The sequence below is a fragment of the Streptomyces roseochromogenus subsp. oscitans DS 12.976 genome (assembly GCF_000497445.1).
GTDB classification, from domain to species: domain Bacteria; phylum Actinomycetota; class Actinomycetes; order Streptomycetales; family Streptomycetaceae; genus Streptomyces; species Streptomyces oscitans.
Genome location: NZ_CM002285.1, coordinates 9108161 through 9120667 on the forward strand (window position 1 = coordinate 9108161; position 12507 = coordinate 9120667).

The following is a 12507-nucleotide window of genomic DNA, read 5'->3' on the forward strand; positions in this document are numbered from 1 at the left end:
GTCCTCCCCCTGGGCGCTCCGGCCCACCAGCCGGCGCTGCCGGACGCCGCTCCCTGGCCGGCGCCGCCCACCGAACTGACCCTGCCGCTGCGCCTCGGCCCCCGCACCGACTGGTTCACCCCCACCGCGCTGCGCACCCTCACCTCGGCGACCTACCGCGTGTCGCAGCACAGCAACCGCATCGGCCTGCGCACCGAAGGGCCGCCGCTGGAACGCGTGTCGGCGGGCGAGCTGCCGAGCGAGGGCATGGTGCTCGGTGCCGTCCAGGTGCCCCCGGACGGGCGTCCGGTGGTGTTCCTGCACGACCACCCGACCACCGGTGGCTACCCGGTGATCGGCGTCGTCGCCGAGACCGCGCCTGCCGCGGCGGCCCAGGCAGCGGCGGGCACGCCGATCCGCTTCACCCTGGGGTGATGGCTCATCCCGGCGGCGGCGTGCCGGACCTTCGGCGGTGGGCGATTCAGGAGGGATGGGTCATGTCCAGGTCCGCCGGATTCCGGCGGACTACGCCGTCTCGGGTCGACGGGCGGTGCGCGTCACGCTGGTCGCCGCGGCCGGTTTCTCCCTCTTCCGCTACGGCCTCGACCGCCCCCTGCCGGCCACCTACGCGCTGTTCGCGCCGTGGCGGTCGGCAGGCTCGCCAAGATCCCCGGCACCGGACGGCAGCGCGCCGCGACCGTGCTGCGTCTGCTGCCGGTGTGCTGGCTGCTGGTCGTCCTCGGCACCTGTCTGTCGGTGCGGACCTGGAGCGCCGTCATCGGCATGCTGGCGGTCGGCTTCGCGCCGGCCTTCGCCGCCGTGGGCCCCCGCGCCCGGCAGGGGCGGGCCGGGTCTGCAACTCCTCTGCATTGTCCCGTCGTTCCCGCCTCAGGCTCCCGGCACGCTCGGCGAGCGCCTCGTCGGTACGACCACCGGACTGGCCCTCTTCATCGCCGCCGATGCACTGATCTTTCAAGAGCCCAGCCCGCCGTCGTACCGGCAACGGGCCGTCCACGCCGCGCGCGGTGCCGCACACTGCGCGACCCTCCTCGCCACACCGCCGTACGCGCTGGCCGGCCCGGACATCCGGGCAGCCAGGGACCCAAGCCCGGCGCTTCGGCCCCTGTTGGTCCCGGAGGCGGAACGCCCGGCCGGACCCGGAGTGCGCGACCGGGCCCTCGCCCACACCGGTCTCGCCACGCGCACCCTCCTCAGCCGCCTGGCCCGACCACCCGCTCCGCCGGACGGCCACCCGGGCCCCGCGGTCACGGCCGTACCACGGGCCGTGGCACGGCTGGCCACGGCGACCGCGGCCTGCCTGGGTGCCGGGCCGTCGCCGGCGGCAGCATATGAGGACCTCGCCGAGGCACGTGCCCGGCCGTCGGCCGTGTCCCTGAGCCCCGCCGGGAATCCCGCCCCGGGAACCGCCCGCGCACCGGAAGTCCCGGCCGCCCTACTGCGCCGGCACCCCGCCGTGCTGGAGATCGCCGACGCCGTACCCGCCATGGCCGCGGCGGCCGATCTGGCGGTACGCGGCCGGCACGCCGCGCTGGAGGTCCGCGCAGAGCCGCTTCTGGTACGCCAGGACCTGGGCGCCGCTGCTGTGGTGGCACCGGCTGCGCGGCCATGCCGGGCGCCGCTCGGTGTTCGTCCAGAACGCGGCCCGCATCGCCCTGGCCCTGACCGCCGCCCGGCTCGTGGCAGGCGCGGACACGCTCCCCCACGGTTTCTGGGCCACGCCGGCGGCACTCACCCTCACCCGGACCACCATGGACGAGACCTGGCACACCATCCGGCCGGCACTCGCGGGCACCCTGGCCGGGGCCCTCGTCACCGCCGGGGCCCTGAGCCTGGCCGGGCCCCACACCGCCGTCTACGCCGTCGTGCTGCCGGTGTGGATGCTGTTCGCCTTCACGGTGGGGCCGGTCAAGGGCGTCGGCTGGGCGCAGGCCTGTTCACCGTGCTCATGGCCCTGGTCTTCGCCCAGCTGTCCGTGCCGACCTGGCGGCTGGCCGGGGTAAGGGTGCTGGACGTGCTGGCCGGCAGCGTGATCGGCGCCGTGTTCGGGCTGCTGGCCTGCCCGCGCGGAGCCCATGACGAGCTGCGCTGCGCGGCGGCGGAACTCCTGCGCGGGGCGGCCGAGATCGTGGTGGCGACCGGCGCCTCGGTGGCCGGCGGGGGCGCGGTCGTCGCGGCGTCGGGGCAGTCCGGTCACTGGTCCCTGCAGCGCGCTATCGTCCTCGCCGAATCCGCGTACGCGCAGTTCCAGAGCGAACCGACGCCCTTCGGCGGAGCGGCGCGCGGGGCCGTCGTCCACACCGTGGACTGGCAGGCCACCCTGATGGCCGGGCACCACACCCTGTGGGGTTCCGACCGGCTGCTGACGCCGCCGCTCGCGGCACTGGGGCCCGCGGCCGCCGAGTCGGTCAGCGGGCTGGGCGAGCGGGTGGCCGGGCGGGTGCTGCTGGTCTCGGCCGCGCTGGAACCCGGAGCGGACACCCCGACAGGGCGGATTCGACTGATCGATCCTGCCCTCGAAGGCTCCGTCACCGAACCGCCGGGCGCTCCGCGCCTGTACTACGCGACCGTGTCATGACTGGAGTCGCTGATGACCGACCTGACACGGATCGCACGCGGCGGCACCGGGCCCGGGCAAGGCCGCGCGGCGCGGTGAGACGCGGGTGTGCCGACGACAGGCGTCAACAGGCAGAGCCGCGGCGCGCATCGGAGGGGGTCAGGACGCGCCGGAGCCAGCGGGTACGGGCCTCGCGAGCGTCCCGGCTGAGCGCCGCCCGTGGGGCGACGGTGTCGAAGCCGTGGAAGGCACCGGGCCAGACGTGCAGTTCGGCCTGGCCTCCGGCCTGCCAGATCGCCTGGGCGTAGGCCACGCCCTCGTCCCGCAAGGTCTCGGCCGAACCGACCTCCAGGTAGGCCGGCGGCAGCCGGGACAGATCCGTGGCGCGGGCGGGAGCCGCGTAGGGCGGCAGGTCCGCCGCGCCGTACCGGTCGCCCAGCAGCGCCTGCCACGCGGTGGCGTTGGACGTTCGGTCCCAGGTGTCGACACCGGCCAGCTGGTGGCTGGAGACCGTGTCGTTGCGGTCGTCGAGCATCGGGCACAGCAGCAGTTGCCCGACCGGAGTGGGCCCGCCCCGGTCACGCGCGAGCAGGGCGAGCGCCGCGGCGAGTCCACCACCGGCGCTCTTTCCCCCTACGACGATCCGGTCGCCGTCGACGGCCAGCTCGGCCGCGTGCGCGGCCACCCAGACGAGCCCGGCGTAACAGTCCTCCACCGCCGCGGGATACCGAGCCTGGGGCGCCAGCCGGTACTCGACGGAGACCACGGCCAACTCCAGACTGCCGGCCCACTCCCGCAGCAGCCGCGGAAGGACCGACCACGCATTGCCCGTGATCATTCCGCCGCCGTGCAGATAGAACAACAGGGGCAGCGGCCCCGCGATCCCGGCGGGACGCGCGCTCACGAGCGTGACGTCCGGCCCGCCCGGCGGCCCCGGCACCCGCAGCTCCGCCACCGCGAAGCGGCCGTCGGCCTCAAGATCCCGCACCGTCGGCCGGGGCCGGACGGCCGTGTCCCGCGCCTGCCGGTCGGCGAGGTTCTCCGGGGTGAACGGCTCCCTGCCCCCGTCCCCCAACTCCGCCAGCACAGCGGCCAGTTCGGGGTCGAACGGCGGCGCGCCCCAAGCCGTCGCGACGGGGCCGGTCTCGGAGGGCGTGTCAGCGGCGAGGTCCATGCGGCACAGTCAATCACCTGCCGTCATGCACTGATCCTGCCGGCCGCCCGGGCGACGGTGGCCGCCCTGGCGGCCTTGGCCGGAAGCCGCCTGGCCTGGTAGGCATGGCCTGTGCGATTCGAGAGTGTTCCCATGCCGGCGGGGGTCGAGGCACGGCCCCGCGACGCTCGTGGATATCCCGTGCCGGCGATCACGCCCTGGGAAGGGGAGGAGCCCCAGTTCGCCCTGACCGACTACGAACGCAGCGCCGCGTGTGCGCGCAAGCGTCTGTGCTCGGTGTGCAACCAGGGCATGCCGCAGGGTCCGGTATGGCGTGTGGTGGGGGCGGGGGAGAGCGCGGCGATCGGGGAGGCGCTGGCCGCCGGCCGGCCCTACCGCAATCTCGCTCCGACCCTCGAAGGCCCCGGGCACCGGGCCTGCATGCTGTACGCCTCGATGGTGTGCCCGTATCTGGCCCGGCCCAACGCCCGGCGCGGCATGTCGGCGACGGAGCCGGACGACCTGACCGCTCATGTGGTGCGTGGCGCCGTCCGGGGCGCCATGGGCGCCGTGGTGGGATTCGCCGAGTTCGAGTACGCCGTCACCGACAGCCGGGTGCTCTTCCGGTTCCTCGACGTCGTCGAGTTCCTGCCGCACGACACGGCCGACGCGCACCTGGACGCACTGCGGGCCGAGCTCGCCCGGACCGCGAAGTGACCCGCACTCCGCGCCCCGGACGCGCCCGGCCCGTCCCGTCGTACGACGTCAGGGGCGGTACGCCGCCAGCCCGACCGTCGAGGTGACCTTGGCCGGGTGGCCGGTGCCGTCGGACGGCAGGGTCACCGTGCCGGACGGGGTGCGCACCGCGAGGGTCTTGCCGTCGGGGGACCAGGCCGGCTCGGTGTAGTCGGTGGTGGCGTGCGGGGTGAGGTCCTTGATGTGGTTGCCGTGCATCAAGTCCTCGACCAGCACGTGGTCATGGCCGGCGACCGAGCGCACGAAGACGACTTCCTCCTCGTTCGGGGAGAGGGCCGGCTGGGAGCCCTTGGTGAGCTTGCCGCCCTGCTGGCGCGTGTAGTCGTCACGGATGTAGACGGCGCCCGTGTCGACGTTGGCGTAGACCGAAGTGCCGTACTGTCCGGCCGCGTTGGGCCACACGTTGCCGGTCTGCGGGATCGCCCCGCCCGGACCGGGGTCGCCGAACAGGGACAGCGTCCTGGGCGTGCCGTGGACCGCCTTGGCGGAGACGTACTTCAGCCGGGAGACACCGTTGTCCCGGGCCGCGAAGATGAGGTTGTCCTTGGCGGGGATGCTGTTCTGGGTGTCCTTCGCCGTCACCTGCCAGGTGGGGTGGGACCAGTTCTGGTTTCCGGGGTTCTTGGCGACGACCACACGCCCGCTGCCGTCGGGGTTGGCGATGTCCAGGTTCCCGGACCCGTCGATGAAGGCGGCCTTGGCGCCGTTCGGGGACCAGGCGAGGTCGCGGACCGGCACTCCGAAGTCAACCTTGTGGCCGCCGATGAGCACGTCCCTGGTGCCGTTGCTGACGGTCAGGGTGCCGTGCGCGGCGCCGGTGGCGGCAGAGGCGGCGCCGGAGGCGCCCAGGAGCGCGGTGCCGGTGACGGCTGCGGCCACGGCGATGGCGGCCGCGATGGTGCGGGTACGGGTCGTCATGAAGTATTCCCCCAGGAACATGGATCAGGAACATGGAAAGGTCGGACGGCGCGGTACACCGGCGCCTGCTCCGAGACTGACAGATGCCGATCTTTGAATCGTCCGTTCGGTGTCACAGGGGCGTAACACACCTGGCGGGGAGGGTAAGACGGCTCGGCACACGGGCCGGGCCTGGCATCCGCCGCCCGGTGATCGGAGCGAAGCACGTGGGGGCTAAGGTCCCCCTGATCGTTGTGACGATCCCGTGAAGCTCCTTCAGACCAGAGGACGTTGATGAGACGAAGATCCCTCGCCGGTCCGGCCGCGGTCTTCCTGACCGCCACCGGGCTGACCGCGGCGCTGCTGGGCGCTGCCCCGGCCGGCGCCGCGACCGTCCAGCCGGTGATCACGCTGGACGCCCCGGCTCCGGTCGCCCTGCCGGCCGCGCCCGCCACCGCGGACGTGTCCTTCGAGTTCCAGACCAGGACGAAGAACCTCAAGGCGTACGACACCACGCTGACCGTGGACGCCCGGGGGCTGTCGAAGATCGCCAAGGTGACGTTCTCGGACAACTGCACGGCCAAGGGCCTGGTGGCCACGTGCTCGGAGGATTTCGAGTCAGACTCCTCTCCCACCACCACGCACATGGGCTCCGAGACCCGGCTGACCCTGACCCCGCTCAAGGGTGCCGCGCTCGGTGCCACGGGGATGTACAAGGTCACCGGACGGTCCGCGCACGCGCAGGTCGTGGGCGGCACCGGCGAGGTCGAGGTGGGAGGCCCCTCCTTCGGCCTCGACGCGCTCACCGACCACACCGGCCTGAAGGTCGGCAGCACCGTGAGCGAACCGGTCCGGTTCACCAACGTGGGAAACCGGCCGGCCAAGGGCGTCCAGACCGTCCTGGCCCTCTCGCCGGGCCTGGACTTCGCCGACCACTACTCCAACTGCAAGTACGGGAACATCGGCACGGCCCACTACGCGGAGTGCTATCCCAAGGGTGGGATCAACCTCGGCGAGACGGCCGCCCTGGCCGCACCGGTGCGTCTGCGCGTGAACTCCGCCGCGCTGTTCACGTACCTCGACGCGATGACCAGCCCGCTCGGTGGCCCGAGCGGGCTGGGCCAGGGAGTCAAGTGGACCTGGGGCAAGGGGTCCACGCTCGCGCTGAAGGTGCTCAAGGCGGGCCGTAAGTCCTCGGCCCCGGCCGGCTCGGTGTCCCTGCCGCAGATGGGTAACGTCACCGACTACCGGATCGCATCCCTGCAGGCCCGCAACACGGCCGACTTCGGCGTCACCGGCGCGAGTGCGCAAGCGGGCGTGGGCAAGAACGCGACCTTCGCCTTCCGTCTGTCCGCCAACGGCCCGGCAACCCTGTTCGACCGCAGTGGCGGTGACGGTGTGCCCACGGTCTGGGTGACGCTGCCGACCGGCACCACCGCCGTCGGCCACTCGGCCAACTGCTCACCCTGGCAGTTGCACAACCCGACGGCCGAGGCCCACGGGCCGTACATCTGCTTTCCGCCAGGCATCGAACTGCCCAAGGGACAGGTCACCAAGTTCTCCCTGACCCTGCGGGTCGACCAACCGGCCGCGCATGCCAAGGGCAGCGTCCAACTGGTCTGGGGCCCCGATCCGGCCCACTCCCAGCGGCCCGCGTTCGATCCGAACGGCGGCGACGACTCGGCGGCTCTCACGCTGAATTGAGCGGTTCTCAGGCGAACTGAGAGGCTCTCAGGCTGAACTGAGGTGAGCCACGGCCGCACGCCGATGCCGAACAGCACCGCTTGCTCGGCATCGGCGATCCGCCGGGCAACCGGCGCCCGCCCGCCCGTCAGGCCATCCCGCCCAACCGATCCAGCTCACTCCCGATCGCCTGCCGCACCTCGTCGTGCCGTGGCCCGAGCCTGAACCGTTCATCGCTCCCCGAAGGCGATACGGCCCTGGAAGTGGGTGGTGTGATGGGGGAGTGCGGTGAACTCCCAGGCGGTGCGTTCGGCGGTGGGGTCGCCGGCCCGCACCGCGTACCAGGCCGTTTCGCCGAGATCCCGGTGCCGGGTGACCTTGTCGCCTGCGACCAGGCCTGCGCGTCGATGTCCGCGCGGGGAAGTGGGCGACCGGGTAGCGGCTCGGCTCGTGCAGCGGGTGAGGAGTGAGGAAGGGTCCGATGGCGCCCGCGGAGAGGGGGCCTTGCTGCCAGGACAGTCCCATGACGGGTACTTCCGGGTACGGGGGTGGGGCGTCAGGCGAGGACGCGGGCGAGGAAGTCGCGGATGTGCCCGGTGATGGCCTCCAGGTGGCTCTCCAGGGCGAAGTGCCCGGAGTCGAGCAGATGGATTTCCGCGTCGGGCAGGTCCTGGCTGAAGGCCTTGGCGCCTTCGGGCCTGAAGATCTCGTCGTTCGCTCCCCAGACCGCCAGCAGCGGGACCCGGGAGTCGCGGAAGTACTGGTGCACCCGCGGGTAGAGGTCCACGTTGGTGAGGTAGTCGCGGAAGAGCTTGAGCTGGATCTCGTCGTTTCCGGGGCGGTCCAGCAGCGCCTGGTCGTGGACCCAGTTGTCGGGGCTGACCAGGCTGGGGTCGGCGACTCCGGTCACGTACTGCCACCGGGTCATCTCGGCGGTCAGGGCACCGCGCATGGGAGCCTCGGTGTCCGGTCCCGGGGCCTTGCCGTAGGCGAAGACGCCCTCCCAGAACGGCTTGACGAAGCCCTCTTCGTAGGCGTTGCCGTTCTGGGTGATGATCGCGGTGACGCTGTCCGGGGACTGCAGGGCGAGCCGCCAGCCGATGGGGGCGCCGTAGTCCTGGACGTACATCGCGAACCGTTCGACGCCCAGATGCCGGAGCAGGCCGGAGGTGACCTCGGCGAGGGCGTCGAAGGTGTACGGAAAGTCCTGCGCGGCCGGCATGGCTGACTGCCCGAACCCGATGTGGTCCGGGGCGATCACGTGGTATCTGTCGGCGAGCGCCGGGATCAGGTCGCGGAACATGTGCGAGCTGGTCGGGAAGCCGTGCAGGAGCAGCACGGTGGGTGCCGTACGGTCACCGGCCTCCCGGTAGAAGACCTCGAGGCCCCCGACGGTGGCGGTGCGGTGGTGGACTGCAGAGATCACGCCTCTAACCCCTCTATCGACATTTAATGGTTATGAATCCAGTCGAGCATGCTCGATCTAACCTGTCAAGAAGGTATTACTGGTTAGCCTTGATGTGGGAAGGTGGGCGAGGGGAGGTCGGCGACGGCTTCCCTGTCGGAGGCGCGTGAGGGCCAGTACCTTTCCGTGCGCCTCCGGCGGCGGCGGCGACGCCGCCCCCCGCGTGCGCAGCTGCCAGGTCGATCACCATGGCCACGGTGGTCAGCACCTCGAAGTAGACCAGAGCCTTCAGGCTCACCCGGCCGACCGCACGGGCGTTGCCCATGGAGGCGATGCCGTGGACGACCGTGCAGAAGATGATCGGCGCGATGAACATCTTCACCAGCGCGATGAAGCCGTCGCCGAGCGGCTTCAGATCAGCGTCGGCGGACGGCCACAGCCCGCCCACGGCGGCGCCGAGGAGGACGGCGATCAGGCACTGGAGGTACAGGTGGGACAGCATCCGGTGGATGCGGCACGATGGTGCGGTGACGGTACCCGGGGCGGCGTCGTTGCGGCTCATGCGGGGCGTCCTTCCAGGACGGGAACGAGGAGTTCGGCTCGGGCGATACGCCGGGCGGCGCGGTGCAGCAGCACCGTGGGGGACGCGCCGTCCAGTGCGGGGACGGCTCGGGTGGCGACGACGCCGGCGGGGGTGCCCAGGCGCAGCGTGCCGTCGGCGGTCTGCCGGGCGACGCGGTGGGCGAGGGTGCCAGGGGTGGCGGCGGCCGTGGCCAGGGCCACGGCGGAGGTCAGGCCGATCGCCGGGTGCGGGGCGTGCATGGAGACCATGCGCACGGCCAGGTCGTACTCGTCCTGGTTGACGAGCATGCCCTGTGTGGTGCGATAGAGCGCGGGTCGGGCGACGATGCCCGCCTTCGGCACCGCGTGGCTGACCGGACCGCCCTCGCGGGCCAGGCCCATGGCCGGCGCTGCCTGGCGGCGCAGCAGCGTCAGCGCGGGCACTGCGGTGGCGAACGCGGTGAGGGATTCCGTGCCGTCGAGGCCGAACGCCTTGGCCTCGAACAGCGCGGCCGGAGCGCCGGCGTCCACCAGGGATGCCTCGACAAGGCCGTCCGGGCCGGTCAGCTCGTCCAGTGCCCGGCCGGTCGGCAGAGCGCGGCCGGTCGTCGAGCCCGCCGGGTCCTGAAACCCGAGCAGGACCGGCACGCCCGGCGCCGAGGTACCCGGCACCACGGCCGTGCCTTCCTCCGGGGCCACGCCCGCGGGGGTGGGGATCGTGCCGGTGAGACGGGCCCCGGTGTTGACGTTGAGCATGCGGACGGTGGTGGTGTCCGACACGATCGGCACGAGATCGTGGTGGACGGCGTACAGGGCCACGGCGGTGGCGCAGTTGCCGCAGTTGCTGGCCCACTCCACGCGCTCGTCGCCGATACCGACCTGCGCGAAGGCGTACTCGACATCCACGCCGGCCTGGGTCGACGCCTGTACGACGGCGGCCTTGGAGGTGGTGGAGGAGGCGCCGCCCACGCCGTCGATCTGACGGGGGTCGGCGGCGTTGAAGGCGGCGAGCAGGAGGGCATCGACCTCCACGCCCGTGGCGGCCACGTCGCGGTGGTCGAAGATCCAGCACTTGCTGGTTCCTCCGCGGATCATCTCGCCCTGCAGACGCAGCACAACCGACTCCTCACAGCCAGGGAAGGGGAAGCCCACCGACGGTCTCGCCGTGCGTGGTGTCCTCCACGGTGAGTTACGGCAGTGTGAAGTACAATCTCGGAAAACTGGATAGCTATTAAGCTGAAGTGAACGCTGGAGGTGACGGTATGCTCGACGTCCGGCGCATCCTGCTGTTCACGGAGGTCGCCCGGCGCGGCTCGGTGACCGCGACAGCCCGCGCCCTCAACTACACCCCGTCAGCGGTATCGCAGCAGATCAGCCGCCTGGAAACGGAGGCAGGCCAGCCCCTGCTGGAACGCCACGCCCGGGGCGTCACCCTCACCGGCGCCGGACGGGCGCTGGCCGAACGAGGGCAACGGATCGAACGCGAACTGCAGGCCGCGGAAAACGAACTCGCCGACTACGCCGGCCTGCGCGCGGGTACACTGCGCATCGGCACCTTCCCCACCGTCGGCGCCTCGCTCCTCCCGCAGGCCGTGATCGCCTTCCGCGACGCCCACCCCGACGTACGGCTGACCGTCCGCAGCGCCCGCATCGCCGGACTCTGGACCATGCTGGAGAACCGGGAGATCGAGATGTCGCTGATGTGGGACTACGACTGGAGCCGAATCGACCGGGAGGACATCGTCGTCACCCCACTCCTCGACGACCCGCCGGCCCTTCTCGTCAGCGACCACCATCCACTCGCCGACCGTGACGCCGCCTCACTCGCCGACTTCGCACACGATTCCTGGATCACCCGCGCCGACCATCACCCGGTGGCCGAAGCCCTCGTCCGCGGTTGCCGCGCCGTCGGCTTCGAGCCCCACATCGCCTACGAGGCCCACGACTACCAGGAAGCCCAGGCCATGGTCGCCGCCGGCATCGGCGTCGCTCTCGCCCCCACCCTGGCTCTGGAGGGCATCCGACCCGGCGTCAACGTCCTGCCCCTCCAGCCGCCGGCCCCCGTCCGCCGCATCCTCCTGGTTCGCATGGCCGACCACCCTCTCACCCCCGCCGCCCTGACCTTCGCCGGACTCCTCCACGACACCGCCGCGGCCCGAACCCTCTGACACCGAACCACGCCCACCGGCCATGGAACCGTCGCACTCACCGCCGCCAATCCAGGCCCCGCACTTCGGTGTTAGACCTGAGCAACGGGCGGCGGCAAGCAAACCCTGGCCATACGTTGGGTTCGGCGGCGTGATCCGGAAGCACGGGATCCGAGGTGAGCGTGGCGAGCGTCGGCTCCGGAAGTGACCAGGCCGAGGGCATGGTCGATGTCTTCCACTGCGAGGTGGGGGCGGTGCACCCGGTCAGCGGATCCGGGGCAGCGCCATGTCCGGGTGCGCGGCGTGCACGTACTTGACGGCGATCTTGGGGTGGCCCACCTGAAGAACTGGCGCATCCTCACCAAGCTCCGCCTGCACGTCCGTCACGCCACCACGCTCCCTGCTCGCACTGACCAACATCGAGATCGTGCGCTGACAGACGATCTTGACGTCAGACAATCGCCCCCGATCAGCGCGAGTACACAACCCACCACCCACGCCAGCCCCGTGACCAGCGCATTCAAGATGGTAGATCCTCAGTACTCGACTTCGCCGCAACCGCTTAGCGGTAGTCGTCCGGGTACGACTGCATCCAAGTGTTGATCTTGTCGCGGGTCGTGACCAGCAGGCTCTGGTGCTTGTGGAGGTTATCGAACGTGAAGTCGCCGCCCAGCGCGTTCTGCATCTGCCCGATCCAGGCGAGCGGCTGCCTGAAGTGGGAAGTGCCCTTCGGGCTGACCTTCATCGAGTTGCCAAGGTCGTCGAGGTTGGTCAAGAGACGGTTGAGGAAGTACTGGCAGTTTCCGGGCGTCCCGCAGCTGTCGTTGTACGTTGCTTGCAGTACTGCGAAGGCATCTCGTACCTGCGGCACGGCCGCGCCCGGAGCGGCCAGGGTGGTCGGGTAGCCAGTCGACGTGGCGGTGCTCGGTGTTGGCAAACTCCCGACCCGTTTTGCCGCAGTGATCCCGGGCGTCGGCGTCGCCGTGACGGAGGAATCCACGGGCCCGGGCCCGGCCTTAGTGCTGTGTCCATCAGAGCAGCCGGTCGTGAGAGCGGCTGCGAGTAGCACGACGGCCACTCCGGGTATGAGCTGCGTTGCACGCATCGGCTTGTCCTCGAGTTCTGGGATGATGAACAGTGCGATACGCGTGCGTACCCTGTGCTGGTGTCCGCTGTCCATCTGACGCATGTGGAGGGGATCCGCGGGGGCATGTGGACCCGGTAGGAAGCCAGGCGAGTCACTTACGACGCCGTCACCGTTCCTGTAGCCGATGCGTACCCATCGCCTATCCCCTCGCTGCTGGAAACCTGCAGGTCGCACATACGCCGATCTCGTGGATCCTGTGACGGC

13 protein-coding genes and 1 pseudogene are annotated in these 12507 nt (G+C 71.3%); 6 read left to right on the forward strand and 8 right to left on the reverse strand.

Features of this window, described 5'->3' with window-relative positions; translation table 11 throughout:
• Positions 1–414 (forward strand): 5-oxoprolinase subunit C family protein (locus M878_RS89100; RefSeq protein ID WP_023553361.1); only part of this gene is annotated, 414 nt, incomplete at its 5' end.
• 1018 nt (positions 415–1432) lie between these two features.
• Here the strand turns inward: M878_RS89100 and M878_RS000000100740 are convergent.
• Entirely contained in the window at positions 1433–1648 is a 216-nt protein-coding gene (locus M878_RS000000100740; protein ID WP_023553362.1) for a hypothetical protein, read from the reverse strand.
• Between M878_RS000000100740 and M878_RS000000100745 the strand changes: the two genes are divergently transcribed.
• Both M878_RS000000100745 and M878_RS000000100750 read left to right on the forward strand, forming a co-directional pair.
• The gene (locus tag M878_RS000000100745) at positions 1623–2000 is read left to right on the forward strand and encodes an FUSC family protein (RefSeq protein ID WP_023553363.1); all 378 of its coding nucleotides are present in this window, start codon (positions 1623–1625) and stop codon (positions 1998–2000) included. The genes M878_RS000000100740 and M878_RS000000100745 overlap by 26 nt on opposite strands.
• On the forward strand, positions 1946–2575 hold the full coding sequence (locus M878_RS000000100750; RefSeq protein ID WP_023553364.1) for an FUSC family protein: 630 nt from the start codon (positions 1946–1948) through the stop codon (positions 2573–2575). Before M878_RS000000100745 ends, M878_RS000000100750 begins: the two co-directional genes overlap by 55 nt.
• Positions 2576–2678: 103 nt before the next feature.
• On the opposite strand, the gene M878_RS89110 is transcribed toward M878_RS000000100750, so the two are convergent.
• The gene (locus M878_RS89110; protein WP_023553365.1) at positions 2679–3728 is read right to left on the reverse strand and encodes an alpha/beta hydrolase; all 1050 of its coding nucleotides are present in this window, start codon (positions 3726–3728) and stop codon (positions 2679–2681) included.
• A 180-nt stretch (positions 3729–3908) separates the two neighbouring features.
• Between M878_RS89110 and M878_RS89115 the strand changes: the two genes are divergently transcribed.
• Positions 3909–4424, forward strand: coding sequence for a hypothetical protein (locus tag M878_RS89115; RefSeq protein ID WP_023553366.1), 516 nt, complete (start codon positions 3909–3911; stop codon positions 4422–4424).
• Between the two features lie 48 nt (positions 4425–4472).
• Here the strand turns inward: M878_RS89115 and M878_RS89120 are convergent, their stop codons facing one another.
• Positions 4473–5381, reverse strand: a complete 909-nt coding sequence (locus M878_RS89120; protein WP_078630697.1) for a PD40 domain-containing protein — start codon at positions 5379–5381, stop codon at positions 4473–4475.
• Between the two features lie 273 nt (positions 5382–5654).
• Here M878_RS89120 and M878_RS89125 point away from each other — a divergent pair, with 273 nt between their 5' ends.
• A complete protein-coding gene (locus tag M878_RS89125) occupies positions 5655–7064 on the forward strand; it encodes a hypothetical protein (RefSeq protein WP_023553368.1) in 1410 nt (469 codons plus the stop codon).
• Positions 7065–7599: 535 nt separating this feature from the next.
• Here M878_RS89125 and M878_RS89135 read toward each other — a convergent pair.
• From M878_RS89135 to M878_RS89145, 3 genes and pseudogenes are all read right to left on the reverse strand, one after another.
• A complete protein-coding gene (locus M878_RS89135; protein WP_023553370.1) occupies positions 7600–8469 on the reverse strand; it encodes an alpha/beta fold hydrolase in 870 nt (289 codons plus the stop codon).
• A 202-nt stretch (positions 8470–8671) separates the two neighbouring features.
• Positions 8672–9010: pseudogene (locus M878_RS89140) on the reverse strand (cation:dicarboxylate symporter family transporter); the annotation flags it as partial.
• Positions 9007–10125 carry a PrpF domain-containing protein gene (locus M878_RS89145; protein ID WP_023553372.1) on the reverse strand — a complete coding sequence of 373 codons (1119 nt, stop codon included), beginning with the start codon at positions 10123–10125 and terminating at the stop codon, positions 9007–9009. The pseudogene M878_RS89140 and the gene M878_RS89145, both read right to left, overlap by 4 nt.
• Positions 10126–10271: 146 nt before the next feature.
• Here M878_RS89145 and M878_RS89150 point away from each other — a divergent pair, with 146 nt between their 5' ends.
• A complete protein-coding gene (locus M878_RS89150) occupies positions 10272–11177 on the forward strand; it encodes a LysR family transcriptional regulator (RefSeq protein WP_023553373.1) in 906 nt (301 codons plus the stop codon).
• 243 nt (positions 11178–11420) lie between these two features.
• Here the strand turns inward: M878_RS89150 and M878_RS000000101210 are convergent, their stop codons facing one another.
• Both M878_RS000000101210 and M878_RS97960 read right to left on the reverse strand, forming a co-directional pair.
• Positions 11421–11543 (reverse strand): hypothetical protein, encoded by a 123-nt coding sequence (locus tag M878_RS000000101210; RefSeq protein WP_280923675.1) that lies wholly within the window; start codon positions 11541–11543, stop codon positions 11421–11423.
• A gap of 175 nt (positions 11544–11718) precedes the next feature.
• Positions 11719–12345, reverse strand: coding sequence for a hypothetical protein (locus tag M878_RS97960; RefSeq protein WP_158692847.1), 627 nt, complete (start codon positions 12343–12345; stop codon positions 11719–11721).
• Positions 12346–12507 lie beyond the last annotated feature (162 nt).